This window comes from Parahaliea aestuarii (assembly GCF_008064635.1).
GTDB classification, from domain to species: domain Bacteria; phylum Pseudomonadota; class Gammaproteobacteria; order Pseudomonadales; family Halieaceae; genus Parahaliea; species Parahaliea aestuarii.
On the sequence record NZ_VRYZ01000003.1, the window covers coordinates 311,536 to 337,852 of the forward strand.

A 26,317-nucleotide genomic window follows, 5' to 3' on the forward strand; every position below is an offset into this window, starting at 1 on the left:
TGGAGGGGCTGGTGGTGCCTTGAGTGGCGGCATGGGATACAAAAAAGCCCCGCAGTTTAGTGCGAGGCCTTTTCAGAATATGGTGCCCGGAGACAGAATCGAACTGCCGACACGGGGATTTTCAATCCCCTGCTCTACCAACTGAGCTATCCGGGCGAGGGTGCGCTGGGCGCGAGGGGGCGTATTAAACCCGCTGCGCCGGTGCGAGTCAAGAGTCTGGCGCGTTTCCAGTGGGCAGGCCGTGGCGGAAGGGATCTGCGTCCTCCATCACCAGCCTGAAGTCGCCGTTCACATAGGCGGTGCCGGTGATGGTGGGGCGGATGCGGCCCTCGCCGGCCAGCTCGAAACTGCCCTCGAACACGCTGCCAATCACGCTCTGCTGGCGCCACACCTGGCCGGGCTGCAGCTTGCCCGCCGCCTGCAGGCAGGCGAGCTTGGCGCTGGTGCCGGTGCCGCAGGGGGAGCGGTCGTAGGCGTTGCCGGGGCAGAGCACGAAGCTGCGGCTGTCGGCCTCCGCTTCGCTGCCGGGCGGGCCGAACAGTTCGATGTGGTCGATCTCGGCGCCATCGGCGCCGGTGATGCCGGCCCTGTTCAGGGCGATGCGCAGGGCGCCGGCAAACTCGGTGAGGGCGGCGGTGTTGCCGGGCTCGATGGCCTGGCCGTGGTCCGCCACCAGGTAGAACCAGTTGCCGCCCCAGGCGATGTCGCCGCTGACGCTGCCGCCGCCGGGAAGGTCCACCTGTACGGCTTCCCGGTAGCGGTAGCTCTCCACGTTGTTCACGCTGACGGTGTGGGCGTTGTGCAGGGTCGCGCTGACCACGCCGACCGGTGTTTCGATGCGGTGCTCGCCGGGCTCAATGATCCCCAGCCAGGCCAGTGAGGCCATCAGGCCGATGGTGCCGTGGCCGCACATGCCAAGGTAACCGACATTGTTAAAGAAGATCACGCCGGAGCTGTTGGCCGGGTCCACCGGCTCGCAGAGCAGGGCGCCGACCATGACGTCGGAGCCCCGCGGTTCGTTCACCAGCGCGCGGCGCAGCCAGTCGTGATCCCGGCGTAGTACCGCCAGCCGGTCGGCCATGCTGCCAGGGCCGAGGTCGGGGCCGCCGGTCACCACCAGGCGGGTGGGTTCGCCGCCGGTGTGGGAGTCGATGACCCGGATGGGCGCTGCTGAATTCACCGCGTGTTCTCCTTTATGCAAGGCTTACTGGGCGAACCAGGTGGTCTTGGTTTCCAGGTACTGCTCGAAGGCTTCCAGGCCGTTGTCCTGGCCGCCGAAGCCGGACAGCTTGTAGCCGCCGAAGGGCGTGGCGATGCTGCCTTCGGAGAAGCAGTTGACCGATACCGTGCCGGCGCGGATGGCGCGGGCCACGCGGGTGGCGCGGCGTATGTCGGCAGTGTACAGGGAGGCGGCCAGGCCGTAGTGGGTGTCGTTGGCCAGGGCGACGGCTTCCTCCTCGGTGTTGAAGGTGGTCACCGCCAGTACCGGGCCGAACACCTCCTCGCGGAACAGGGTCATGGTGGGCTTCACGCCGTCGAAGATAGTGGGTTCCACCACCATGCCGGCGCCGAGGTCGGGGGTGCCGCCGCCGTGGATGAGCAGCGCGCCTTCCTGTTTTGCGGTGGCGATGTGGCCGGCCACCTTGTCGAAGTGCACTTTCTCCACCATGGGGCCGATCATGGTTTCCGGCTCCATCGGGTTGCCCACTTTCCAGTCGGCCAGCTTGGCCTTGATCAGGCCCAGCAGTTCGTCCTTGCGGCTTGCGTGTACCAGCAGGCGGGAGCCGCAGCTGCAGTTTTCACCCATGTTCCAGAAGGCCGCGGACAGTACGTCGTTTACGATTTCTTCCAGTGAGTACACGTCGTCGAAGATCACCTGGGGGCTCTTGCCGCCGCACTCCAGTACCACTCGCTTGAGGTTGCTTTTGGCGGCGTACTGCAGGAACAGGCGGCCCACCTCGGTGGAACCGGTGAAGGACAGCACGTCCACATCCGGATGCAGGCCGAGCGGCATGCCGGTGTTTTCGCCGAGGCCGGTCACCACGGTCAGGGCGGCAGCCGGTACGCCGGCTTCGTGGGCCAGCTCGACCATGCGGCAGGCGGAGAGCGAGGTCTGTTCAGCCGGCTTGACGATTACCGAGTTGCCCACCGTCAGGGCCGGCCCCACCTTCCAGGCAAACATCTGCGCGGGGAAGTTCCAGGGCAGCACGGCGCCCACCACGCCGGCGGCTTCCTTGGTGATCAGTGCCAGGGCGTCGGGGCCGGTGGGGGCGATTTTGCCGAACAGTTTGTCGCTGGCTTCCGCGTACCAGCGGCAGGTGTTGATGGTCTCCGGAATGTCGGTATTCAGGCACTCGGTGATGGGCTTGCCGGCGTCCACGCAGTCCAGCGCCGCCAGTTCGTCGGCGTGCTGCTCCATCAGGTCGCACCAGCGCAGCAGCACCGCCTTGCGCTCGCCCGGCTCCAGGGCGGACCACGCGCCGGACTCGAAGCAGTCGCGGGCGGCGGATACGGCGGCGTTCACGGTGGCCTCTGAACCGCTGTAGACACTGCCGATCAGGCTGTTGTCCCAGGGGTTGCGATTTTCCAGGCGGACGTCGGACGGGCTGTATCCCGGCACCATGGCGCCGGCGTTGAGTTGTCCGGCGCTGGCGCGTTCGAAGACGGCTTTGACGCTGTCGCTGAGCATGGGCGTTCTCCTTGGTTCGGCAGTGGCGGGTGGATCAGTTCAGGGCGGCTTTCAACGCGGCGAGGAAGTCGCTTTTGTCTTCCTCGCTGATCGGCAGCAGGGGCGCGCGGATTTCGCCGGCGTCGATGCCCAGGTGGCTGACGCCCAGTTTGGCCTTCTGATTGTAGTCGCCGCCCTCGGCGTTCTGGATGACCGGCAGCAGGCGGGCCATGGTGGCGCGCACGCTGTCGTGGTCGCCGGCCACGGCGGCGCGGTACATGGCTACATGGTCGGCCGCCAGGTAGTTGGCGCAGCCGCCGATCCAGGAGCGCGCGCCCCAGGCCAGGTAGTCGGCGCCCTGGTCGTCGGAGCCGCACACCACCTGGAAGCCGTCGAAGTCGGTGTTGAGCAGGGTCAGGGCGCGGCTGAAGTCGCCGCTGCTCTCCTTGATACCGATGATGTAGGGGTTCTTCGCCAGTTCGATGACTGTTTCCACGCTGATTTCCACACCGGAGCGGGCGGGGAAGTTGTACATGACGATGGGCATTTTCACGCTGTCGGCCAGGGTCTGGAAGTGGCGCACGATCTCGTGCTGGCCGGGCAGGCAGTAGATGGGCGGCGCCGCCATCAGGCCCTGGTAGCCGAGGGCTTTGGCCTGTTCCGCCTTGGCGATGGAGCCGCTGGTGCTCATGTCGTTGACGCCCGCCAGCAGGGCGGCGCGATCGCCCACGGTGTCGGCCACGTAGCGCAGCACGCCGGCACGCTCTTCCTCGCTCAGGGCGTAGTATTCGCCGGTGGTGCCGCAGGTGACGATACCGGCCACGCCGGCGGCCAGCAGGTGCTCCAGCAGTTCGCCCAGGGCCTCGTAATTGACCTCGCCAGACTGCTTGAAGGGGGTGATAACCGGTACCAGGATGCCGTCGATGTTCATGCTGCTATCTCTTGAATCAGTGCGTGGGGCGCCGGCTTGGAGCGACGCGCGAAGGGGTGTTTGTTGCGCATAATATGTTTTCTGTACACAAAGTCAATATTATTCCGTCAGGCTCCGCCATGCGTGGCTGGCGACCGCCAGGTCCTGTACTGCATTGCCGACAGACTTGAAGAAACTGATCCCGGCACCCGCTTCCGGCAGCGGCCGCTGGCCCGCGGTGAGCTCCCCGAGTTCAGCGTAAATCTGCCCCTCATCGATGACGCCGCCCTCAATGGCCTGGGTGATGTCGCCCGCCTCGGCCAGGCAGGCGCTGCGCTGGTCAACCACCAGCAGTGCGCGGGCGACGGTAGCGGCGGGCACTTCCGCCATGCCGCGGTGGTAGGACCCCACGCCATTGATATGCACGACTGATGCCAGATCGCCGTCGGCAAGCACCGGGATAGCGGAGGAGGTGGCGGTGCAGACAAGGTCTGCATTGCGTAGCTCATCCGCACATGCCGCGGCGCGGATGGGGAAGGGGTAAAGGGCGCTTTGCGCCCCGGCAAAATGCTGTGCCCGCTCGCGGGACCGGGCGAAAACCACCGCCTCGGAAAGCTTGCGTACAGATGCCATCGCCGCCAGTTGGGTCACCGCCTGGTGGCCCGCACCAAAAAGCGCCAGGCGATGGGCACCCGGAGCCGCCAGCAGCTCCGTGGCAAGCCCGGCGCCGGCCCCGGTGCGCAGGGCGGTGATGTACTCTGCGTCGAAGGCGGCGAGCGGCTGCCCGGTAAGGGCGTCGAACAGGGTGAACACCGCGTGCAGGCGGGGCCGGCCGCGCCCGGGGTTGCCGTGGTTCACGCTCACGGTTTTCACCCCGTAGTGGCCGCTGCCCGGCAGGTAGACCGGCATCACCAGGGCGCAATCTCCGTCCTGCAGGGGCATGTTGATGCGCAGGGGCACCACCGCTTCGCCGCGGGTCAGGCCGGTAAAGGCATCGCGCATCAGGCCGATGGCCGTGTCCATGCTCACGGCACTGGCGATGGCCTCGGCGTCGTAGAAGGGGATCGGTGACATGGCGCTAGCGGATGAAAAAGCCGTGGGCGAAGGGATCGGCCGGGTCGATCAGGAATTCGTGGCGGCCGGTGATGAAGGCCTGGCCCTCAACTTCCGGTATGACAGCGGGGTGGCCGCAGTAGTCCACTGTCCGCTGGACACAGGTGCGGAAGCGGGAGCCGACGATGCTCTCGATCTGCATGGACTCGCCTGCTTTCAGTTCGCCGCGGGCGTGGTGAATGGCGGCCCGGGCGCTGACGCCGGTGCCAGTCGGGCTGCGGTCCAGTTCGCCGTCGGCAAAGATGCAGACGTTGCGGCTGTCCGCCTCCTCGCTGCGCGGCGCGTCGATGAAGATGGTGCCGTAGAGGAAGCCCAGTGCCGGGTCCTCGGGGTGTTCGATGCGGCGGCTGGCCATCACCGCGCCCTTGATGGCGCGACCGGCGCGAATCAGGGCGGCGGCGTTGTCGGGGCCGGTGTCCAGCCCCAGTTCACGGGCGTCGACAAAGGCGTAGTAGGCGCCGCCGAAGGCGAGGTCGTAGCGCACAGTACCGAGCTCCGGCACGGCTACCTGTGCATCCAGCTCCACCACGTAGGAGGGGACGTTGTGAAAGTAGACGCTGGCCACGCGCTGGTTCTGGATGCGCGCATGGGCGGTGATGCGCCCCGCCGGCGCGTCTATGCGCAGGCAGGTCTCCGGGCATTGCACGGGCAGGACGCCGGTTTCCAGCAGGGCAGTGGTGACGGCGATAATGCCGTGGCCGCACATGCTGCTGTAGCCCTCGTTGTGGGTGAAGATGACGCCGAAGTCGCCGTCCGGGGTCGTCGCTTCGGTCACAATGCAGCCGTACATGTCGGCGTGACCGCGGGGTTCCCACACGGTGGCGCGGCGCAGTGCGTCCAGCTGGTCGCGGCAGTGAGCCTGCTTGTCGAGGATGGTGGCGCCGGGAATGTCGCCGTAGCCTTCCAGGTAGATGCGCAGGGGTTCGCCGCCGGTGTGGGCGTCGAGGCTGCGCACCCGGCGCCAGTGGGCTGGGGGCTGCCAGTGAAGGGCGGTATCGAGCTGGTCGCTGTGCATGCTGTCTCTGCCTGCCGGGGCCGCAGGTCATACCCCGGCCGGATACTGAAAAGGTAGCAGCCCAGGCGGCAATTGCCCTGCCGGGCGATGCTGCCTGTGCTTGAATGAATGTCGGTGTAGCCGGCCCGTTGCTTGAACTGCGCAACAGCCTCGTGCTACTGTGCGCTCAACTTGTTATTGCGCACAATAAATATTTAGCTGTGTGCTGTCAAATCCGGGGCCGCCTATGAGCGTCACACAATTGGATACCGTGGTGATCGGCGCCGGCGTGGTCGGCACCTGCATCGCCGAGCGCCTGCAGCAGCAGGGTGAGCACGTGGTGCTGCTGGATCGCGCGGGCGTTGGCGAGGGCTGCTCCAGCGGCAATGCCGGGCACTTCGCCACCGATGTCGTATTGCCCCTGGCCAACCCCCAGACCCTGCTGGGCCTGCCAAAGATGCTGCTGGACCCGATCGGCCCCCTCAGTCTGCGCTGGTCCTACCTGCCGCGCATGACACCCTGGTTGCTGCGTTTTGGCCTGGCGGCCCTGCCCGGGCCGGCGCGGCAGACCACGCTGGCACTGCGGGCGCTGAACAGCCGCTCCATCGAGAGCTTTGAGCGCCTGTTTGCCCGCACCGGCCTGCAGGACCTGATGATCAAGCGTGGTGCGCTGACCGTCTATGAGTCCGCCGCCAGCCGCGATCAACACCGCGCCACTGTTGCCCTGCTGCGCGAACACGGCGTGGTGGTCGAGGGCATGAGTGGTGACGAGCTGCGCGCCATGGAGCCGGCCCTGGCGCAAACCGTACACAGCGGCCTGTTTTTCCCCAATACCGCCCACACGGTCAATCCCCTGCGCCTGACCCAGGCCCTCGCCAACTGCCTCACCGCGGCCGGAGGAGAAATACGCAGTGGTGAGGCCGGTGATGTGCGCAGCCTGGTACCCATGGGGGAGGGCGTGGAGCTCGCTTTGGGCAGCGGTGAACGCCTGCAGGCGCGCCGCGCCGTAGTCTGCGCCGGCGCCTTCAGCGCCCGCCTGCTCAAGTCGCTGGGTCTGCGCGTACCGCTGGAGACCGAGCGCGGCTACCACCTGATGCTGCCGGACCCGGCGGCAGAGCTGTCGCGCCCGGTCACCTCGCACGAGCGCTCTTTCGTGATGACCCCGATGGAACACGGCCTGCGCCTGGCCGGCACGGTGGAACTGGCCGGTCTGGAGGCAGAGCCGGACTACCGCCGCGCCGACATCCTGCTGGAGCACGCCGGGCATCTGCTGCAGAACCTGTCCGGTGCCGGCGCCAGCCGCTGGATGGGCTTCCGCCCCTCGCTGCCGGATTCCCTGCCCGTGATCGGCGCCGCCCCGGGCATGCCCCAGTTGATGCTGGCCTTTGGTCACCAGCACCTGGGCCTGACCCAGGCGGCAATCACTGCCGAGATGGTGTCCGACCTGGTGGCCGGCCGGCGCCCGGAGGTCGACCCGCATCCCTACCGGATCGAGCGCTTCCGCGGTGCGCGGGGCTGAAGTGCCTGTGTTTCAGGCATCCCACCAACCATAAGGACGATGAGCCACATGCCGATCAAGAGAGCGGTACTCACACTGGTTGCCCTGCTGCTGCCCCTGGCGGTTCGCGCCGAGTCGCTGGCCATCGTCGGCGCCACAGTGATCGATGGCAATGGCGGCAAGCCCCTGCGCAATGCCACGCTGCTGGTGGAGGGCGAGCGCATCGCCGCGCTGGGCAACAAGGCCGACATCGAAGTGCCGCCGGGTGTGCGTGTTATCGATGGTAGCGGCAAGTACCTGCTGCCGGGCTTTGTCGACAGCAATGTGCACGCCTCGGTCTACGGCAATTCCCGCCGTCGCGAGACAGTCACCAAGTACCATCACCGCAGCGAGGAGCTGATCGAGGAGTTCGTGCAGCTCCAGCTCAAGCACGGCGTGACCACCATCCGCGACAGCTACGGTGCGCTCATTCCCCTGATGGCGGTGCGCGACCGTATCGCGGCCGGCGAGCTGACCGGCCCGCGCATGCTGGTGGCCGGCAACATCCTCGGCTGGGGCGGGCCCTTCTCCATGACCTTCTCGCTGATGCAGGAGTCCGAGCTCACCCTGTTCCAGCAGCAGTGGAACGACTATATCGCCCAGGACAGCGGCGAGGAGCTGATGGACATGGAGCCTGAGCAGTTGCGGCAGGCGGTGAACGCCTACCTCGACAAGGGCCCCGATTTCATCAAGTACGGCGGCACCAGCCATTTCAATGTGCCCTCGCTGATCGGCTTTTCGCCCCGCGCGCAGAAGGTCATTGTCGATGCTGGTCACGCCCGCAATATGGTGGTGGAAACCCATTCCACCAGCCCCGAGGGGCTGAGGCTGTCGGTGGAGGCGGGTATCGACCTGATCCAGCACCCGGAAATGCTGACCCGCAACTACTCCGGTGAATTGCTGCAGCTGGTCATCGACAGGGGCGCTCTCTGCGCCATGCGCCCCAATGTCTACACCGGCCCTGTCTGGCAGGACCATCTCGCCAGGCGGCAGGCCGCCATCGAGGCGCAAGCGGAACTGCCGCCGCCGCGCACCTCCGCCGAACGGCGCCAGCGCGAGGCGCAGCAGGGTCGCTGGCTGCAGATCCAGAGAGACAATGCCCTGCGCCTGATCGAGGCCGGTTGCCCGGTCACCATCGCCACCGACAACTACCAGGGCAGTGCGCCGGAGTTTCGCAAGGAGCCGAAGAACCCCAACCAGGAGCCCGGCATCGGCAGCCTGATCGCTATAGAAGGGCTGGTGGAACTGGGTATGAGCGAGTCCCGGGCGCTGGTAGCGGCCACCCGTAACGGTGCCCGGGCGGCGCGCATGCTGGAGGACATCGGCACCCTGGAAGTAGGCAAAATCGCCGACATGGTGCTGCTTGAGGCCGACCCGCTGCGGGATATTCGCAACATCCGCAGGCAGTCCGCGGTATTTGCCCGCGGTCGCCAGATCGATACTGCCAGCCTGCCGCGGCAGGCCATTTTTTCGGCGCCGGCCGGCCAGTTGATGGACCACTGAGGCAACTTCCCCCAATCCGCCTATGGGTCCAGCCTCCGGGCCGCGGGTGCCTGGCACTCCCGGCCCGGATTTTTATGAGTACAATGCTGCGTTATCGCCCGTGGCAGCCCAGGAACCGCGCAACACCATGACCATTGCCGATCAGATCAAGGCCGACCTGGCCACTCACCTGCACCGGGGCGATAACGGCCTGCCCTGCAAGCTCACCCTCGATGCGCTCGCCAGGCATTACGGAGTGAGCATGACGCCGGTGCGCAATGCGGTGGAAGACCTGGTGGAGGCTGGCGCCATCCTGCGGCTGGACAACGGCCGCCTTGCCCCCGGCAAGGTCAACCGCCGCACCCTGGCGGCGCTGGTGCGACAGCCCTCGCCAGCCAGCACGCAGCAGAACCTGGAAGAGGCGGTGCGGCGGGAAGTGGTCCAGCGCTCCCTGCGCCAGGACGGGGATTTCCTGCGCGAGCAGGCTACCGCGGAGAAGTTCGACACCGGGCGCACCGCGGTGCGGCAGATTTTTTCGCGCCTGGCCGGCGCCGGCATGCTGGAGCACGTTCCCCGGCGCGGCTGGCGGGTCAAACCCTACAACGCCGAGGATACGCTGGATTACCTGGTGGTGCGGGAGTCACTGGAACTGAAGGCGCTGGACCTGGCGCGGCCGTATCTGGTGGCGGCGGACCTGGAGCGGATGCTGGCGGCCAACCAGCCTGGCCTTGGCAGTGCGCCGCGTCTGAATGACGACATGCACGACTACTGGATCGACCGCTGTGGCAACCGCTATATCCAGGAGTTCTTCGCCCGCTACAGCGTGTTCTACAACACCCTGTTCAATTCCGCGGTGCTGGATGAGGATACCAAGCGTGACATGGCGGTTGAGCACTGCGATATTGTCGAGGCCCTGCTGCAGAAGGACTGGCGCGGCGCCCGCCGCGCCCTGTCGCGCCACATCGGCGACCAGCAGGACAATGTGGAGCGGATGATCGCCGCGCTGCGGGACTGATCATTCCGCCGGGGGCACGTAGCCCTCGGCCTGGTCGTACTCCTGGCCGGAAAAGAACTTGTCCATTTCACCCTGCAGGTATTTGCGCGCCTGCGGATCCACCAGGCTCAACTGCTTTTCATTGATCAGCATGGTCTGGTGGGCCTGCCATTCCTGCCAGGCCTGTTTCGACACATTCTCGAAAATATCCTGCCCCTTGGGGCCGGGGTAGGGCGGTGCGTCGAGGCCTTCCAGATCCTGTTGGTACTTGCGGCAAAAAACGGTGCGGGACATGGGTTTGATCCTGAGTTGGTGCGCTCGCGGGAGCGGTCAGAGGCTGGCCAGCAGTCTGGCCACCGGGGCGGCAAGGCCCACCCGGGCGGGTTGCGCCCTGTTATACCAGAGCTGTCCTTCACTGGCCATGACAGCCGCCGGCGTCGCCGGCAGTTGCGCCACCACCGGGGTGATGTCCAGGTGATAGTGGCTGAAGGTGTGGCGAAAGGGGTCGCTAACGCTGAGCGCTGTCGGTTCCAGCCCCCAGAGGTCGATGCAGTGGCGCTTGCACGCGGCGCTGTCGCTGAGTTCGGGGAAGCACCACAGGCCACCCCAGATACCGTTGGCCGGGCGCTGCCGGAGGTACACTTCGCCGCTGGCGGCCACGGCAATCAGCATGGTGGTCTGCTTCACGGGCAGGGCCTTTTTCGGCTTGCGGCCGGGGAACTCGGCCTGGCGGCCGCTGGCAGCGGCGGCGCAATCTGCCGCCACCGGGCAATCGTCGCAGCGGGGTTTGCTGCGCGTGCACAGCGTGGCGCCGAGATCCATGATGGCCTGGGTGTAGTCCGCGCTGCGCGCGTCGGGGGTGAACGTCTCGGCCACCTGCCACAGCGCCCGGTGCACCGCCGTCTGTCCCGGCCAGCCGCCGATCTCGCGATGTCGGGCCAGTACACGCTTCACGTTGCCATCGAGAATCACCGCGCGCTGGCCGAAAGCAATGCTGACGATGGCGCCGGCCGTGGAACGCCCGATACCCGGCAGGCTTTCCAGCGCTTCGACGCTGGCGGGGAAGTCGCCGCCGTGCTGGTCGCAAACCTGTTGCGCCGCCCGGTGCAGGTTGCGAGCCCGGGCGTAGTAACCGAGTCCGGTCCACAGGTGCAGCACATCGTCGATAGGCGCCGCGGCCAGCGCCTGCACGGTGGGGAAGGTCGCCATAAAGCGTTCAAAGTAGGGGATGACGGTTTTCACCTGGGTCTGCTGCAGCATGATTTCCGACACCCAGACCCGGTAGGCGCTGGTATTGCCCTGCCAGGGCAGATCGTGGCGGCCGTGCCGGTCGAACCAGTCGAGCAGGCGGGGGGCGAAATCGGGATTGGGCGGTGTCACAGTGGCGCTGGCATCCGGTTTGGTGGTGGGCGGGGACGGTAACTGCCGATAGCGCCGCGGGTCAATCTCTGGCGCGGGGCTTCCCTTGCAACGCACTTGGTGCGATGCTCGCCTTTCCGCCGGCGGTGCCGTCTTGGCCCTGGCCCCGGTGGGTCCGAAATACCCAATCCCGACATGCGCAAATTCCACGGCAGCCCCGCTGTCGCGATGCCGCTCGGGGCGAACAAATGCAACGCGCCACTGGCGCCAGAGGTAGATACATCATGCAGACCAGGCCAGCCATTACGGTTTCTTCCCTCGATGTCGAGCGGCTGGAGCGCCTGATGGCCACCCTTGATGTCGCCGCCCTGCCGGGCATTGATGCCCTGCAGGAAGAGCTGGACCGCGCCGAAATGGTGGAGCCGCTGGAAGTGCCCGCCACACTGGTGACGATGAATTCCACCGTGCGCTTTCGCGAGCTGTCCAGCGGCAGGGAGTTCTGCCGCACCCTGGTTTACCCGGGTGGCGGTGATGCCTCTGTCGATACCGTGTCTGTTTTCGCGCCGGTCGGCAGCGCCCTGCTGGGACTCAGCGAGGGCGACGAGATCGACTGGCCAAAACCGGGCGGCGGCCAGCTGCGCGTGCGGATTCTCAATGTGGTGTACCAGCCCGAGCGCGCCGGCGAGCTGCATCGCTGACCGCGATAGTCCATTTGGGGGAAGCCGGGCCCGCGCACTGGCGCTATGCTTCCCCGTTTTTTGATACTGGAGAATAAGATCATGGCAAGACTGGAAGGAAAAGTAGCCCTTGTAACCGGCGCCGCCCGCGGCATGGGCGAGGCCACAGCGCGCCTGTTGGTGGAGCAGGGTGCGAAGGTGGTGCTGGCGGACATTCTCGATGAGGTCGGCCAGAAAGTGGCCGACGATCTCGGCGAATCCGCTATCTATGTTCACCTGGACGTGACCGACAAGGCCCAGTGGCAGGCCGCCGTGGAAGCTGCCGGCCAGTTGGGGCAGCTGAATGTGCTGGTAAACAACGCCGCGGTGCTGATCCACAAGACCATCATGGATACCACCGAAGACGACTTCATGTTCGTCACCCGCATAAACCAGCTGGGGGTGTTTCTGGGCATGCAGTCGGTGTTCGAGGCGATGAAGGCGGCCGGCGGCGGTTCCATCATCAACATCTCCTCCATCGATGGCCTGCAGTCCAAGAACTCCCTGCTGGCCTACACCGCCAGCAAATGGGCGGTGCGCGGCATGACCAAGACCGCGGCGCTGGAAATGGGCAAGTACAACATCCGCGTGAACAGCGTGCACCCGGGCGGTGTCTATACCGACATGCACGGCAAGGACTTCATGACCCGGGAGCAGGCCGACGCCGGCTACAGCTGGCAGGCATTGCCGCGAGTGGGTATGCCCCGCGAGGTGGCCGCGGTGACGGCTTTCCTGGCTTCCGATGAAGCGAGCTATAGCACCGCTTCCGAGTTCAAGGTCGACGGCGGCTGGAACGCCGGCGCCATCAACGAGATGCTGCCGCAGCTCTGATACCACCACGTCGCCCCTGCGCATGCAGGGGCTATTTTCCGGCGTGCCGAACATTCGTCACCCGGGAATCTGTCGGCCCCGCCCGCTTTTGCTATAATCGCCCGCCTTTTTTGGCAAAGCTGCCCCACAATCCCCGGATTGGAGATCACAATGGCCGAGCGCAAGGCAACGGTTAGCCGCAATACCCTGGAGACCCAGATCACCGTCACGGTGAACCTGGACGGCTCCGGCCAGGCGAAATTTGACACCGGTGTGCCCTTCCTGGAGCACATGATGGACCAGATTGCGCGTCACGGAATGATGGACATCGAAGTGGACGCCAAGGGCGACAACCACATCGACGATCACCACACTGTGGAAGACATCGGCATCACCCTCGGCCAGGCCCTCGCCAAAGCCGTGGGCGACAAGAAGGGCATCCTGCGCTACGGCCACGCCTATGTACCGCTGGACGAGGCCCTGTCGCGGGTGGTGGTGGACTTCTCCGGCCGCCCCGGCCTGGAGTTTCACGTGCCCTTTACCCGGGCTGCCATCGGCGCCTTCGATGTCGACCTGTTCCACGAGTTCTTCCAGGGCTTCGTCAATCACGCCAATGTCACCCTGCACGTGGACAATCTGCGGGGAGCCAACAGCCACCACCAGGCCGAGACCGTGTTCAAGGCCTTCGGCCGTGCGCTGCGTATGGCCCTGTCCATGGATCCGCAAATGGCCGGCATCACCCCCTCCACCAAGGGAGTGCTGTAAGCCGTCATGAGCCAGCGCGTTGCGGTCATCGATTACGGCATGGGCAACCTGCACTCGGTGGCCAGCGCCCTGTCCCATGTGGGCGCCGCCGAAGTCCAGGTCACCTGTGACCTGGAAGCCATTCGCGCCGCCGACCGGGTGGTGTTCCCGGGGGTGGGTGCCATCCGCGACTGCATGGCGGAAATCCGCCGCCTGAAATGCGATGAACTGCTGGCGACGGCCCTCACTGAGCAGCGCAAGCCGGTGCTGGCCATCTGCGTGGGCATGCAGGCCCTGATGAGCCGCTCCGAGGAAAACGGCGGTGTGGACTGCCTGGATATCATTCCCGGCCAGGTGCGGCACTTTGGCAGTTCGCAAACCGGCGCCGCCGGCGAGCGTCTCAAGGTGCCCCATATGGGCTGGAACGAAGTAAAGCAGACCGGGAACCACCCCCTGTGGGCCGGCATCCCCGACAACAGCCGCTTCTACTTCGTACACAGTTACTACGTGCACGCCGATAACCGCGCCCTGCAGGCCGGCGCCCTGCACTACGGGGTGGAAGCCGACGCCGCCCTCGCCACCGACAACCTGTTCGCTGTGCAGTTTCACCCGGAAAAGAGCCACACCGCCGGGCTGCAACTGCTGCGCAATTTCCTGGAGTGGAACCCCGCATGCTGATCATCCCCGCCATCGACCTCAAAGACGGCCAGTGCGTGCGCCTGCGCCAGGGCCTGATGGACGACTCCACGGTGTTCTCCGACGATCCGGTCGCCGTGGCTGCCCGCTGGGTGGACGCCGGTTGCCGCCGCCTGCACCTGGTGGACCTGAACGGCGCCTTTGCCGGCACCCCGGTGAACGGCGAGGTGGTGACCGCCATCGCCGCGGCCTGGCCGCAGTTGCCGATCCAGATCGGCGGCGGCATCCGCGACCTGGAGACCATCGAGCACTATGTGAAGGCCGGGGTCAGCTACGTCATCATCGGCACCAAGGCAGTGAAGGAGCCGGCTTTTGTCCTTGAAGCCTGTCGTGCCTTCCCCGGCAAGGTGATTGTCGGCCTGGATGCCAAGGACGGCCTGGTGGCCACCGATGGTTGGGCGGAAGTGTCCGGGGTCAAAGCCACCGATCTCGCCAAACAGTTCGAGAGCGACGGCGTGTCCGCCATCGTCTACACCGACATCGCCCGCGACGGCATGATGCAGGGTGTGAACGTGGAAGCCACCGTGGCCATGGCACAAGCCTCCAGCATTCCGGTGATCGCCTCCGGCGGCATTACCAACATGGATGACATCCGCGCCTTGAACGCCGTGGCTCACGAGGGCATCTGCGGCGCCATCACCGGCCGCGCCATCTACGAGGGCACCCTCGACGTGGCCGAGGCCCAGAAACTCTGCGACGAGGCCGCCTGACCATGGGCCTGGCCAAACGCATCATTCCCTGCCTGGACGTGGACAACGGCCGGGTGGTGAAGGGCGTGAACTTTGTCGGCATTCGCGACGCTGGCGACCCGGTGGAAATCGCCCGCCGCTATAACGAGCAGGGCGCAGACGAGATCACCTTTCTCGACATCACTGCCAGCCACGAGGGCCGCGACACCACCGTGCACACGGTGGAACAGATCGCCGAACAGGTGTTCATCCCCCTGACCGTGGGCGGCGGCATCCGCAGCGTGGAGGACATCCGCACCATGCTCAACGCCGGTGCCGACAAGGTCAGCATCAACACCGCTGCCATCGTAGAGCCAGAGCTGGTGCGCCGCGCCTCGGAGCGCTTCGGCGCCCAGTGCATCGTGGTGGCGATCGACGCCAAGCGGGTGGACGACGTTGACGGCAAGCCGCGCTGGGAAATCTTCACCCACGGCGGTCGCAAGCCCACCGGTATCGACGCGGTGGCCTGGGCAGTGAAAATGGCGGAACTGGGCGCCGGCGAAATCCTGCTCACCAGCATGGACCGGGACGGCACCAAGAACGGCTTTGAACTGGGCGTCACCCGTGCCATCACCGATGCCGTGGACATTCCGGTGATCGCCTCCGGCGGCGTCGGCAACCTCGACCACCTGGTGGAGGGCATCACCCAGGGCGGCGCCGACGCGGTACTGGCTGCGTCAATCTTCCACTTCGGTGAATACACCGTGCCCCAGGCCAAGGCCTATATGGCGGAGAGGGGGATAGAGGTACGGCTCTAGCGGTCGTTTTGCCAGCGCTGCAGGATGCCAATGCGCGGCACTGGCTCGCAGGCGTCTATTCAGAGTCACTTGCGTCTTTCCTGTCGAGTGCCTGCCATTCGGTTATCGATGTTGCCGGGCGAATCTCCCAGTTCTCACCATCGCGGCTGCGGTAAGCCGCATAGTTGGTGCAGCATCCTCCGGCACCCATCGCCTGGGTACCAATTTCAATCTGAATATACTCACCGTCAAATTCCAGGCGCTCTCTGACACACTGTTGCGGTAAGGGGTAAGGGGCTGGTTCGAACAGCAGTTCCCAATTCTCCGCGCTATTCCCGCGCTGTACGGATCTATAAACCTTGCAGGCCTTGATTCCGAAAATGGCGGTCTCACCCTGCGCCAGTTTCAATTCGCTAATCGGCGTTGTGAACACCGGCGCAATGTTCGAGTCAATTTTCGTACCCGGATCATGCGACAGCCCTGCCTCGGTGCAGCCACTCAGGGCGATGGCCAGGCCGACCAGCATGAGGGGATTCAGCGGGGACTGCCCTGCGAGAGGCTGCTTCATGTCATTCTCCGAATCCGGTGGCGCTCTGTGTGACTGAGTTCGCAAACATGCCATGGAGCATAAAGATACTAATCTGCGGCGTAGACACACCTGGCTTTCCACAATGTAATGGCAACTGATCGATGCAGGCCAACGAAGATATAGCGTGATTCCCTATTTCAGACGGCTCTTTCCCGCGGCCTTTACGACGGCGGCGTTCGCCGCCCTGGCACATGCCGTGCTGGTGGCGATCGCAGCCGGTTCGATTGGCGCGGAACTTGTCTATATTGCCGCTCTCAGTTTTGTCGTTGCGCTAGTTGTCGCAGCCCCTTGCGGTGCAGTTCTGCTCGCCACTGTGGGGACGTTAAAGCTGAAACCGATCCCGTCCCTGTTGTTGTTTCTGGTGGCCATTCAGGTCATCGCGGTCGGCCTGGAAATGTACTTCTTTGAAAACGGCATTAGCGATACCTCCTGGCAATACGGCCTCATATCGGTCCCCGCATCATTGATTGCCTGGCATCAATCAGTCTATTTCGTACACAAGAACATTTGAATCCGGGTTGTGGATACATTAAGGCGGGCATCACCGCGGGCGGTATACACCGCAGATCTTGTGGCCGTCCGGGTCCAGGAAGTAGCAAAGGTGCATAGTACCCAAGGAGCCTTCCCGGGGGCCGGGCGGGTCCTCCACCGCAGTTGCGCCATTGGCCACGGCGACTTCATGGAACTCCTTCAGCTGCTCCGCCGAACGGCAGGCAAAGCCGATGGTAGAGCCATTGGCCACCGTGGGCGGCTTGCCGTTGATCGGCTCGGTAATACTGAAGTTGGACCCGTTGTGGATGTAGAACAGGCGCGTCTGGCCAGTGTCGTTGACATGCACCATGGGCTCGCCCGCCCCGAGTACACCGAGTACGGCATTGTAGAAGCGCTTTGACCTTTCGATATCGCTGGACCCGATCATGACGTGGTTAAGCATGGTTTCCTCTTCGGCTGGCTGATTACTGTAAGCGTGACTGCAGCGGGAGCTAGAACGCTCCGCCCAGATCCTCTACCGCCTCCACCACGATGGCGGAGCCCACGCCGATGCGCAGGATGTCCGCGCCCACGCGGATCAGTTTGTAGGCCGGATCGTCATAGCCTAGACGCATTTGCAGGTCATGGGGAAGCGGGTAGTACACGATGTCATCCGGCAAGCGGTGGCCCAGGCTCCATTTGCGCGCCTGCCCCGGGGGCATGCAGCCGTTGCCTTTTTTCGCCAGTCCGGGAGGACAGCCGCGCTGGCTGAACTCGCCGCGGTAGTAGTCGTGGATGATGGCGCGGTGAGGGCTGTCGAACACAATATCGATGTCGATACCGCCGCGATCCTGCGCCTTGCCGGATTTACCAGCATGTTTCGCGGCGCTGGATTTATCCTTGTGGGGACCGCCGGCGTGGGCAGGCGGATCGGCGTGGGCGGCCGTCACCAGGGCAAGTGTGGCAAGCAAGGTTACGGCGCTGTTCAGCAAAGTGTATTTAATATTCCGCATGGCAATCTCCATGAATCCGCTTGCAGACTACAGAGTAGAAGATGAACCCGAGCTGAACGGCTCAGGGGCGAAGTTGATTGTCCCTCAGGCGGGTTTACGTCAGTCATTTTTATAAACTTCGTAACGTAACTCCGCCATACCTGACCCCATCTGGCGAACGAATACCAGCTGGAGAGCCGGGCTTAATGCGCGACGCGGAAAGAGAGGCTTCCCTTTGCCAAGCGTGGCAGAGCCAAGCTGAACAATGATTTCATCCAGTAAGCCGGCGTCGTAGAACTGACCAGCCAGATCGCCGCCACCCACAATCCAGATGTTCTTGTCTTTGGCGGCGACCCGCATTTCCCGGTGAACCTGGCGGACATCTCCATTTGCAAAATGAATGTCCGCACCGTCAATCGCAGGCAGCTTGCGACTTGAGAATACCCATGCTGGCTGGCTGTATGGCCATGGTGAGCCAGTCTCTTTGGCGACCTGATCCGCATTGCGCATCATCCATTCATAGGTGGCTGACCCCATGGCCAGCGCACCTACATCGGCAATGAATTCCGGATAGCTGGAATCATCAAGATTCCCCAGCGGGAAAAGCCAATCAAGTGAGTCGTCTTCAGTGGCGAGAAATCCGTCAAGGCTTGTGGCAGTGTAATACTGAGTCTTCATTGCTTTTGTCAGTAGCTTCTGATGGGTTTGAAAATGTAGTCATTCAAGTACCGCCCTCAAGAATCGATTTCAGTGCGGCCAGATCCTTTTCAACGGCCCGCCTGTCTTCGGCGAACACCTGCAGCTTGTTATACACTGCCCGCTTTCTCCACTACCAGTACACGTGCTTCACCGATCGGGTGCGCAACATGTTCCGTTCCGACCGATGCATAGAATATGTCCCCGACCTCCAGTAGCACGCTGCTTTCGCTTCCGTTGATACGGTAGAGCATCTCCACCCTTCCATCCAGCACTACGAAAACCTCCTGGCCGTCGTTCACATGCCATCTATAAGGAGTGTCGGTCCAGTGTAGCCTCGTCGTTATGCCGTCCATGTTGGCTATATCTTTCGCGCCCCAAGCCCTCGACGCTATGAATTCTTTCGATCTGATTACTTTCACCGTTCGATCCTGTGTTTATAGTGCCCGCATTCTCTCGCTGTGCATGATTGTTGTCATCCACCTTTACGTCGAGTACATGCGACAGGCCGGAATCAGTGGGAGTGACAGGCGGTGACTGCCGGGCTCACGTCGTACTCATTGTGGCGCCGGACCCAGTCCATATCGAGGTCCATACCCTCGAAATGTGTATCAACGCAGTGGCTGGCGGCAGGGCATTTGCCTGTCTTCTTACAGCCTGGCGGGTGAAATGATACGCAGGGGTGTATTGGTCAGGCTCTTTGACCTGGAAATCGTACCGGGCTTTACCTTCTCGCTACTTAATGACCCTGAGTCTCCAAGCCTTGCCAGGATCGAGTTGTTCAAGTCCTGGTTGAGACAGGAGCTTGCCACGACCCCGGGGCTGTAACGGCTTAGGGTGGTCTTGTGGCCTTTAGCGCGTCCGGCGTCGGAGGCGCGTAGCGGCACAGTTACCAGAGTGAGTACCAGCAGCGTCTTAACGCTTGGCTTTGCGGCGTGCCGGAGCGCCAGCGCTGGCCGCCCGACAACAGCCCTGGTTAAGCTGCTTCGAAGTCCAGGCGATGAATACCATCCAGATTGACTTTGCCGCGAGCCACCCATAGGTCATACATATCTTGCATCGCCAACCAACTCTCAGGAGTACGCCCGAGAACCTTGGATAACCGAAGAGACATTTCCGGGCTAATACCACTGGCTCCTTTGAGAAGCCGAGACAATGTGGAAGGTGAGACCCCAAGACTGGACGCAAGCTGACGGGAACTGATGCCAAAAGGCTCCAGGTAAACTTCCCGAATGAATTCACCGGGATGCGGGGGATTATGCATAGTCATTAGTGACAATCCTCATAATCAAGAACGTAGGCGTTGCCGTCCTGAAATTCGAACGTCATGCGCCAGTTTCCGTTGACCCGAATCGACCACCGTCCTTTGTCATTGCCCTTCAATGGGTGAAGGCGAAAACCTGGGATATCCATATCTTCCACGGAAGTGGCCGTATCCAGAGCAGCCAGCTGCATACGCAGCTTCTTGGCATGGTCTGGTTGTATGCCAGACGTGTGGCCGGTCGAGTAAAACCGCTTCAGTCCTTTGTGGCGGAATGATTTAATCATGAGGGAATCGTAGCGCGTTGCGCACCGCGCAACAATGGAGCTTGGCGTCCGCGTAACCGGACGACCTGAGCGCAGCGAAAGACGTTCCGCGTTAATGCGCTTGTTAGAGCTTTTATTGAAACAACTGTTTTACTGCCGAAATTAAAAATTCATCTTGATAAAAACCAGCAGCAATAGATAAACCAACAGGCGCATTATCAACTGTTGTCATTGGGATGGTTATTTCAGGAAGTCTAGCCACCCCTGAAAATGCGGTAATCGCCATTGTTCTATCGTAAAAATCCATCGCGGTTTCCATGTGTTCAAAAGCCCCTTTCAATGGCGCAATAGTCGGTATTGTCGGAAATAAAATTAAGTCGCCTTTTTGAAAAAATGAAGTTATTCGATTAAACATCTTTTCACAAAGCATCAGTGAGCCACTGACCTTCTTGCGGTCAAAGTTACGCACCGTTTCATACTTCATGGCAAAAAATGGGCTTAAATCAGGCGATTCATTTTCAATCCAATTTCCAACCGTATTCAAAAAATCAAATGTTTGTAATGGTCTTAAAGCATCTGCGTTCAATTTGTCGAGCGTCATTGGATCATTGGTAATTTCACCTAATGTGATTGAAATTATATTCGCATCACAACGAGATGATAGCGCATCAATCTTGCATTTTAACGCCTTAGCTACCTCGGTATTTGATAAGGTAAAAGCGTCTTCAAGAAGATAAATATTTTGTATTTTTTCTGGTGTCGTATTTTCACTGCGAAGCAGTGTTCCCATCACTTTACCTAGCGTATTGAGGTTACCTGCAAAGGCTCCAACCGTACTTGTGCTTGGCACAAAAGGTAAAACACCAGCTTCAGAAATTCGGTGCATCGTCGGGCGCATTGCATAAACGCCACATAAACTAGCAGGGACACGAATAGATCCAGCGGAGTCCGTACCAATGGAAAAATCAACCAAACCACAAGCAACCGCTGAAGCTGATCCACTTGATGACCCGCCTGGAATTCGATCAGGAACAGTTGGATTTATCGGAGTACCAAAAAAATAACTCTCGCCATCTAAGCTATAGGTAAATTCGTCTGATACGGTTTTACCAAGACAGGTCGCGCCAGCCTCTAGTAACTGATCAATACAAAGCGCATTGTATGACGGGGCGTCATGCTTATCTTTCCAAGACGGGCTGCCGTAGGAGGTTTTGTGGCCAGCAATATCAATATTGTCTTTTACTGCGAAAGTTAGACCATCTAAAGAACCCTTTGAATACGGTTCTAAAGTAAAGGTTTCAACAAATGCACCTGATGATGAAAAATCGTACATTACTTTCTCTGCGATTCATGTGATGGATAGTTGAAGATGTCCTAACAGCTACATAATTTGAAACTTTCTGATACCACAACAGCCACCTGCTTACAGCTTGAATTCGACCTCATCGAGCGTACCACCAGCCTTTCCCCGGTTTCCATACTTCCGTGCCAGCACGCCAGAGCGTTGAACACTGAAATTTTCAGTGTGCACCCCGGTAATATCGGCCCTTTGTCAACGAAGACAACCCGCCATGCCCGGCTAATTATGTGGCCTGCAAGATGATGCCTTCTGGGTCAGTCGATTTTGTCCCTTTAAAAGCGGCTTGTCCCTGCGGATTCAGCTAGCCGGAAAAGGACTCTTGCATGTGTTTTGGTGAACGTCGTTGTTGACCGCTCAAAGTCAATTATTGCCCTGCGTCGTGACGAGCTTGCCACAGGCGAAGGAGCGCAAGACGGTGATGTACAAGCAGGTGGCGGCGATACCAGCGTTGCGGGACTCAGAGCGCCAGTGTCATGAAAACACTGTTGGGATCGAGCCGGTAGTCGGCGAAGGGCTCGCAGTAGCTAAAGCCGTGCTTCTCGTAGAGTCTGCGCGCGGGCAGGAAGAAGTTCTGGGTGCCGGTTTCCAGGCTCAGGCGCTGGAAGCCGCGCGCGCGAGCTTCGCCCAGCAGGTGGATGAGCAGTCGATTGCCGACACCGCGGCCCCGGGCAGCGTTGGCGGTACGCATGGATTTAATCTCGCCATGCCCGGGTTCAAGGGCCTTCAGCGCTACGCAACCGAGTACAACGTTCCTTTCTTTCAGGCACCAGAAGGTAATGGAGGGCTGCCTGAGGCCCTCCACGTCCAGCGCGTGGACGCTCTCGGGCGGCGAGGTGGCGTACATATCCTCCAGGTGCTCGCGCAGCAGGGCGATAACACCCTCGCCGCGCAGGTCATCAATGCGAATCTCCATGTCAGGCGCTGGCCGGCAAGGTGCCTTTCGCAGCCTTTCGGGCCTGCTGCATCGCTACGTCGCGGCCCAGGTACATGTAGACCGCCGGCAGAACGTACAGGGTGAACAGGGTGCCGATGGTCATGCCGGAGGCGATCACCAGGCCCATGGAGAAGCGGGCGGAAGCGCCGGGACCGTCGGCGACCAGCAGGGGCAGCATGGCCAGCACCAGGGCGGCGGTGGTCATCAGCACCGGACGCAGGCGCACGGACGCGGCTTCCTCGATGGCTTCGCGCTTGTTCATGCCCTCTTCCTGCAGGCGGTTGGCGAATTCCACAATCAGGATGCCGTGCTTGGAGATCACCCCGATCAGGGTCACCAGTCCCACCTGGGTGTAGATGTTCAGGGTGGCGCCGGTGACCTGGAAGATGGAGAGCACGTTCAGGCACAGCAGGGCTCCGGCGATGGACATGGGTACAGTCACCAGCATGATCAGCGGGTCGCGGAAGGACTCGAACTGCGCCGCCAGCACCAGGTAGATCAGCAGCAGGGCGAAGAAGAAGGTCATCACCAGCGAGCTGCCCTCGGTTTTCAGCTGCCGGCTTTCGCCGCCGTAGTCGATGCTGTATTCGCGGCTCAACACGTCGTCGGCAATGCCCTCCAGGGATTTCAGCGCGTCGCCCAGGGCAATACCGGGGCGGGGGATGCCGCTCAGGGTGACCGAGTTGAGTTGCTGGAAGCCCTTCAGCGAGCGCGGTACCACGTCTTCACGGATTGTCACCAGGGTGCTCAGGGGGATCAGGTCACCACTGCGGGTGCGCGTGTGGTAGTTGAGCAGGTCTTCCTGGCTCAGGCGCTGCTGCCGCTGCACCTGCGGAATCACTTTGTAGGAACGGTCGTTCATGGCGAAGCGATTGACGTAGCCGCCGGACAGCAGGGCGCTGAGGTCGGAGGACAGGGTCTGCATGTCCACGCCCAGCAGTGCCGCCTTGTTGCGGTCGATCACCAGGTTCTGCTGGGGCTTGTCGATCTGCAGGTCCTGGTCGATGAAGATGAACTTGCCGCTGTCACGGGCGCGCTTGAGTACTTCGGCAGCGGTCTCGTAGAGGATCGGGAAGTCCAGGGTGGTGGTGATCACGAACTCCACCGGCAGGGTGCCGCTGCCGGGCAGGGGCGACGGGTTGACCGCGTTGACCTGTAGCCCGGCAATCGCCTGGGTGCGGGGCTGGATGGATTCGGCCAGCACTTCAGTGGAGCTGCGCTCACGCTCGGCCCAGGGCTTGAAGATAAAACCGCCGAAGGCGCCGTTGGTGGAACCGGGCGCCATCGGGCTGACACCGTTGAACAGGAAGTTCACCGCAATTTCGTCGGTGTCGCGAGTAATGGCACCGATTTCGGCGGTGTACTTCTCGACATAGTCCAGGGTGACGTAGGGGTCGGCGTCGGCAAGGTAGAAAATCAGGCCGAGGTCTTCCGGTGGCGCCAGTTCCGAGGGCGCCCGTACGAACAGGAAGTAGCAGGATGCGATCACCACGGCGCCGAACACCAGGATGCCGGCGCGGTCGTCCATCACCCGGTCCAGGTCGCGGTGGTACACGCGGCGCAAAGCCTCGAAGCGATCGTCGAGCCATTTTTCCAGTTTGTTTTCCTCGCCCTCCTCGTGCTTGCTCAGCATCTTCGCGCACATCATGGGCGACAGGGTCAGGGCCACGATGCCGGAGATCAGCACCGCGCCGGCCAGGGTGAAGGCGAATTCGGTGAACAGGGTGCCGGTGAGGCCGCCGACGAAGCCGATGGGAATGTAAACCGCCACCAGGGTGGTGGTCATGGCGACAATCGGCCAGGCCAGCTCGCGAGCGCCCTTGAGGGCGGCATCCACCGGCGCCATGCCTTCCTCGATATGGCGGTGGATGTTCTCCAGCACGATGATGGCGTCGTCCACCACGATACCGATAGCGAGCACAATCGCCAGCAGGGTCAGCAGGTTGATGGAAAAACCCATTAGCTGCATCAGGAACAGGCCGCCAATCAGCGACAGTGGCACCGCCACCGCCGGGATCAGCACCGAGCGCATCGAGCCGAGGAACAGGAAGATCACCAGGATCACGATGATCATGGCCTCGATGATAGTGGACTGCACATCGCTGATGGCATTGTTGATGTAGATGGTGGCGTCGTAGTTGATGTTGCCGTTGATGCCTTCCGGCAGGCGCGGTTCGATCACGTTCTCGTAAACATCACGCACCCGCGCGATCACCTCCAGTGCGTTGGCATCGGTGGCGACGTCGATCTGGATAAACACAGCTTCCTTGTCGATGACCATGGCGGATTGCTCATAGCCCTCGTTGCCGAGCTCCACCTCGGCCACATCCTTCAATCGAACAATGGCGCCGCTTTCCTCGCGCAGCACCAGTTGTTCGAAATCCTCAACCGTGGACAGGTCGGTATTGGCCTTGAGGTTGACCGACAGCATGCTGCCCTTGGTGGCGCCCACCGCCGACAGGATGTTGTTGGCCGCCAGGGCCGAGCGCACCTCGCCGGCAGTGATGTTAAAGGCGGTCATGCGCTGGTGGTCGAGCCAGACACGCATGGCGAACACGGCGGTGGTGTCGGCGTCCGCGCGCAGCACCCCGGGCAGGGTGGCGAGCTTGGGTTCTACTTCGCGAATCACGTAGTCCGCCACCCGGTTGGTGGGCAGCACGTCGCTGTCGAAGGAGATGTACATGCTGCCCACCTGCTCGCCGATGGCGAGGGTGATGACCGGGTCTTCCGATTCCTGGGGCAACTGGTTGCGCAGTTTGTTGACCTTGGTCACCACCTGGGTGAGCACCTCGTCCGGGTCGGCGTCGGTGCGTACATAGGCGCTGATGTTGGACAGGCCCTGGGTGCTGTTGGAGGAGATGTAGTCGATGTTCTCGGCGGTGGCGATTTCCTGCTCCAGCGGCGTGGTGATAAAGCCGCGGATCAGCTCCGCGTCTGCGCCGATGTAGGCGGTGGACACGGTGATGACCGCGTTCTCGATCATCGGGTACTCGCGCACATTGAGGTCGCTGGCGGCGCGCAGGCCCAACACCAGCAGGAACAGGCTCACTACCGTCGCGAGTACCGGTTTGCGGATGAATATGTCAGTGAATTTCATATCAGCCGTTGTCCGGTTGCGGGTTGAGCTCGGCGCTGGGCTGGATGGCGTTGTTGGCGGTGACGACGGCGCCGGAATCCAGCTTCAGCAGCCCGCTGGTAGCGACGGTTTCCCCGGGGTTCAATCCCTCCAGGATGGCCACCATGTCGCCGCGCACCGGGCCGAGGGTGACAAAGCGCTGGGTGGCGGTGAAGGTGTCGCCCTCTTTCTTCTCCAACACATACACTGAGTTGCCATAGGGGCGGTAGGCCACCGCCGTGCGCGGCACGATCACCTGCTCCACTTCCAGGCCGATCGGCAGGTTCAGGCTGGCGAACATGCCGGGTTTGAGCAGGTTATCGGGGTTATCCAGAATGGCCTGCACGGCGAAGTTGCGGGTTTGTGGGTCGATCACCGGGGCGATGGCGTTGATGTGGCCGGTGAAGGCATTGCCGCCCACTGCCTGCAACTGCGCGTTGACTTCCATACCGGTACGCACCTGGCCGCTGTACTGTTCGGGCAGTGTGAAGTCGACGTAGAGCTTGTCCAGTGACTGCAGCTCGATAATGGTGTCGCCGGTCTGCACATAGTCGCCCACGTTATAGCGGCGAATGCCGAGGTGGCCGGAGTAGGGCGCGCGCAGGGTCTTCTGGTCGATGCGCGCCTGCTGGGCGGCGACCCGGGCCCTGGCCTGGTCGAGCTGGCTGCTGCGCTGGTCGATCTCGGATTTGGAGATATTGCGCGAGGCCACCAGGCTCTTGGCCCGGCGCAGCTCGATGGCGGCGAGTTCGGCGGCGGCTTCCAGGGCCTTCAGCTCGGCGCGATCGGGGGCGGAATTCAGGTTGAGGATGATATCCCCCTCGGCGACCTGGGCGCCGTTGTCGAAGAATATCTCTTCCACGGTGCCGGGCACTTCGGTGGCCAGCTCGGCGCCGCGGATGGCGGCCAGCGTGCCCACGGATTCAACGCTGTCCTGCCACAGGGCGGTGCGTGCCTCGGCGGTGGATACGCTGACCGGTGGCACCGGCATGTTGTCCATGAACTCGTTCATTTTCATATTGCCGAACCACTGCATGCCCAGCACCCCGCCAAAAACCAACAGGGTGGCGATCAGCATGAGCCACATACGTCTTCCGAACAGAACTTTCTTCATTGTCGCGTTGTAAACCGGTCTGGAAACTAGG

General features: G+C 62.4%; 28 protein-coding genes and 1 tRNA gene. 10 read left to right on the plus strand and 19 right to left on the minus strand.

All coding sequences use genetic code 11. The features are described from left to right. Window positions 1-80: 80 nt before the first annotated feature. The 6 genes from FVW59_RS08660 to FVW59_RS08685 all read right to left on the minus strand — a co-directional run bounded on the left by FVW59_RS08660 (window position 81) and on the right by FVW59_RS08685 (window position 5,706). Window positions 81-156: transfer RNA gene (locus FVW59_RS08660), tRNA-Phe, on the minus strand. A gap of 52 nt (window positions 157-208) precedes the next feature. Beyond that, window positions 209-1,180, minus strand: a complete 972-nt coding sequence (locus FVW59_RS08665) for a 4-hydroxyproline epimerase (protein ID WP_148063850.1) — start codon at window positions 1,178-1,180, stop codon at window positions 209-211. Window positions 1,181-1,204: 24 nt separating this feature from the next. After that, window positions 1,205-2,689, minus strand: a complete 1,485-nt coding sequence (locus FVW59_RS08670) for an aldehyde dehydrogenase (protein ID WP_148063851.1) — start codon at window positions 2,687-2,689, stop codon at window positions 1,205-1,207. A 34-nt stretch (window positions 2,690-2,723) separates the two neighbouring features. After that, complete coding sequence (dapA, locus tag FVW59_RS08675; RefSeq protein ID WP_148063852.1) at window positions 2,724-3,599, minus strand: 4-hydroxy-tetrahydrodipicolinate synthase; 876 nt, start codon at window positions 3,597-3,599, stop codon at window positions 2,724-2,726. Window positions 3,600-3,698: 99 nt separating this feature from the next. Further along, window positions 3,699-4,652: an ornithine cyclodeaminase family protein gene (locus FVW59_RS08680; RefSeq protein WP_148063853.1), complete on the minus strand. Its 954-nt coding sequence runs from the start codon at window positions 4,650-4,652 to the stop codon at window positions 3,699-3,701. A 4-nt stretch (window positions 4,653-4,656) separates the two neighbouring features. Beyond that, a complete protein-coding gene (locus tag FVW59_RS08685) occupies window positions 4,657-5,706 on the minus strand; it encodes a proline racemase family protein (protein ID WP_148063854.1) in 1,050 nt (349 codons plus the stop codon). A 226-nt stretch (window positions 5,707-5,932) separates the two neighbouring features. Here FVW59_RS08685 and FVW59_RS08690 point away from each other — a divergent pair, with 226 nt between their 5' ends. The 3 genes from FVW59_RS08690 (at window position 5,933) to FVW59_RS08700 (ending at window position 9,719) form a co-directional block, all read left to right on the plus strand. Next, window positions 5,933-7,204, plus strand: coding sequence for an NAD(P)/FAD-dependent oxidoreductase (locus FVW59_RS08690; protein ID WP_148063855.1), 1,272 nt, complete (start codon window positions 5,933-5,935; stop codon window positions 7,202-7,204). Between the two features lie 48 nt (window positions 7,205-7,252). Continuing rightward, a complete protein-coding gene (locus FVW59_RS08695; RefSeq protein WP_222711455.1) occupies window positions 7,253-8,725 on the plus strand; it encodes an amidohydrolase family protein in 1,473 nt (490 codons plus the stop codon). 127 nt (window positions 8,726-8,852) lie between these two features. Then, on the plus strand, window positions 8,853-9,719 hold the full coding sequence (locus tag FVW59_RS08700) for a GntR family transcriptional regulator (protein WP_187275824.1): 867 nt from the start codon (window positions 8,853-8,855) through the stop codon (window positions 9,717-9,719). On the opposite strand, the gene FVW59_RS08705 is transcribed toward FVW59_RS08700, so the two are convergent. After that, on the minus strand, window positions 9,720-9,992 hold the full coding sequence (locus tag FVW59_RS08705) for an oxidative damage protection protein (protein ID WP_148063858.1): 273 nt from the start codon (window positions 9,990-9,992) through the stop codon (window positions 9,720-9,722). A gap of 36 nt (window positions 9,993-10,028) precedes the next feature. Further along, entirely contained in the window at window positions 10,029-11,078 is a 1,050-nt protein-coding gene (mutY, locus tag FVW59_RS08710) for an A/G-specific adenine glycosylase (RefSeq protein WP_148064045.1), read from the minus strand. Window positions 11,079-11,341: 263 nt separating this feature from the next. On the opposite strand from mutY, the gene rnk reads away from it, so the two are divergent. From rnk to hisF, 6 genes are all read left to right on the plus strand, one after another. After that, window positions 11,342-11,755 carry a nucleoside diphosphate kinase regulator gene (rnk, locus tag FVW59_RS08715; RefSeq protein WP_148063859.1) on the plus strand — a complete coding sequence of 138 codons (414 nt, stop codon included), beginning with the start codon at window positions 11,342-11,344 and terminating at the stop codon, window positions 11,753-11,755. Between the two features lie 81 nt (window positions 11,756-11,836). Next, on the plus strand, window positions 11,837-12,604 hold the full coding sequence (locus FVW59_RS08720; protein ID WP_148063860.1) for a glucose 1-dehydrogenase: 768 nt from the start codon (window positions 11,837-11,839) through the stop codon (window positions 12,602-12,604). Window positions 12,605-12,754: 150 nt separating this feature from the next. Beyond that, entirely contained in the window at window positions 12,755-13,348 is a 594-nt protein-coding gene (gene hisB, locus FVW59_RS08725; RefSeq protein ID WP_148063861.1) for an imidazoleglycerol-phosphate dehydratase HisB, read from the plus strand. 6 nt (window positions 13,349-13,354) lie between these two features. After that, on the plus strand, window positions 13,355-14,005 hold the full coding sequence (hisH, locus tag FVW59_RS08730) for an imidazole glycerol phosphate synthase subunit HisH (protein WP_148063862.1): 651 nt from the start codon (window positions 13,355-13,357) through the stop codon (window positions 14,003-14,005). Continuing rightward, a complete protein-coding gene (gene hisA, locus FVW59_RS08735) occupies window positions 13,999-14,733 on the plus strand; it encodes a 1-(5-phosphoribosyl)-5-[(5-phosphoribosylamino)methylideneamino]imidazole-4-carboxamide isomerase (RefSeq protein ID WP_148063863.1) in 735 nt (244 codons plus the stop codon). Before hisH ends, hisA begins: the two co-directional genes overlap by 7 nt. Before the next feature lie 2 nt (window positions 14,734-14,735). Then, window positions 14,736-15,509 (plus strand): imidazole glycerol phosphate synthase subunit HisF, encoded by a 774-nt coding sequence (gene hisF, locus FVW59_RS08740; RefSeq protein ID WP_148063864.1) that lies wholly within the window; start codon window positions 14,736-14,738, stop codon window positions 15,507-15,509. A gap of 55 nt (window positions 15,510-15,564) precedes the next feature. Here hisF and FVW59_RS08745 read toward each other — a convergent pair whose 3' ends face one another. Continuing rightward, complete coding sequence (locus FVW59_RS08745; RefSeq protein WP_148063865.1) at window positions 15,565-16,056, minus strand: hypothetical protein; 492 nt, start codon at window positions 16,054-16,056, stop codon at window positions 15,565-15,567. Between the two features lie 145 nt (window positions 16,057-16,201). Between FVW59_RS08745 and FVW59_RS08750 the strand changes: the two genes are divergently transcribed. Continuing rightward, window positions 16,202-16,588 (plus strand): hypothetical protein, encoded by a 387-nt coding sequence (locus FVW59_RS08750; protein WP_148063866.1) that lies wholly within the window; start codon window positions 16,202-16,204, stop codon window positions 16,586-16,588. Between the two features lie 30 nt (window positions 16,589-16,618). Here the strand turns inward: FVW59_RS08750 and FVW59_RS08755 are convergent, their stop codons facing one another. From FVW59_RS08755 to FVW59_RS08800, 10 genes are all read right to left on the minus strand, one after another. Further along, on the minus strand, window positions 16,619-17,011 hold the full coding sequence (locus tag FVW59_RS08755) for a VOC family protein (protein WP_148063867.1): 393 nt from the start codon (window positions 17,009-17,011) through the stop codon (window positions 16,619-16,621). A gap of 49 nt (window positions 17,012-17,060) precedes the next feature. Beyond that, window positions 17,061-17,561, minus strand: a complete 501-nt coding sequence (locus FVW59_RS08760; RefSeq protein WP_148063868.1) for a hypothetical protein — start codon at window positions 17,559-17,561, stop codon at window positions 17,061-17,063. Window positions 17,562-17,660: 99 nt separating this feature from the next. Next, window positions 17,661-18,218, minus strand: coding sequence for a dihydrofolate reductase family protein (locus tag FVW59_RS08765; protein ID WP_148063869.1), 558 nt, complete (start codon window positions 18,216-18,218; stop codon window positions 17,661-17,663). Between the two features lie 128 nt (window positions 18,219-18,346). Then, window positions 18,347-18,658 carry a cupin domain-containing protein gene (locus FVW59_RS08770; RefSeq protein ID WP_148063870.1) on the minus strand — a complete coding sequence of 104 codons (312 nt, stop codon included), beginning with the start codon at window positions 18,656-18,658 and terminating at the stop codon, window positions 18,347-18,349. 554 nt (window positions 18,659-19,212) lie between these two features. Then, window positions 19,213-19,506, minus strand: a complete 294-nt coding sequence (locus FVW59_RS08775) for a HigA family addiction module antitoxin (RefSeq protein ID WP_148063871.1) — start codon at window positions 19,504-19,506, stop codon at window positions 19,213-19,215. Then, window positions 19,506-19,784, minus strand: a complete 279-nt coding sequence (locus FVW59_RS08780; protein WP_148063872.1) for a type II toxin-antitoxin system RelE/ParE family toxin — start codon at window positions 19,782-19,784, stop codon at window positions 19,506-19,508. The genes FVW59_RS08775 and FVW59_RS08780 overlap by 1 nt, the downstream gene beginning before the upstream one ends. Window positions 19,785-19,896: 112 nt before the next feature. Further along, on the minus strand, window positions 19,897-21,096 hold the full coding sequence (locus tag FVW59_RS08785) for an amidase family protein (protein WP_148063873.1): 1,200 nt from the start codon (window positions 21,094-21,096) through the stop codon (window positions 19,897-19,899). 484 nt (window positions 21,097-21,580) lie between these two features. Next, window positions 21,581-22,036, minus strand: a complete 456-nt coding sequence (locus tag FVW59_RS08790; protein WP_148063874.1) for a GNAT family N-acetyltransferase — start codon at window positions 22,034-22,036, stop codon at window positions 21,581-21,583. A gap of 1 nt (window position 22,037) precedes the next feature. Further along, window positions 22,038-25,154 carry an efflux RND transporter permease subunit gene (locus FVW59_RS08795; RefSeq protein ID WP_148063875.1) on the minus strand — a complete coding sequence of 1,039 codons (3,117 nt, stop codon included), beginning with the start codon at window positions 25,152-25,154 and terminating at the stop codon, window positions 22,038-22,040. A gap of 1 nt (window position 25,155) precedes the next feature. After that, window positions 25,156-26,259, minus strand: coding sequence for an efflux RND transporter periplasmic adaptor subunit (locus FVW59_RS08800; RefSeq protein WP_187275825.1), 1,104 nt, complete (start codon window positions 26,257-26,259; stop codon window positions 25,156-25,158). Between the last annotated feature and the right edge of the window lie 58 nt (window positions 26,260-26,317).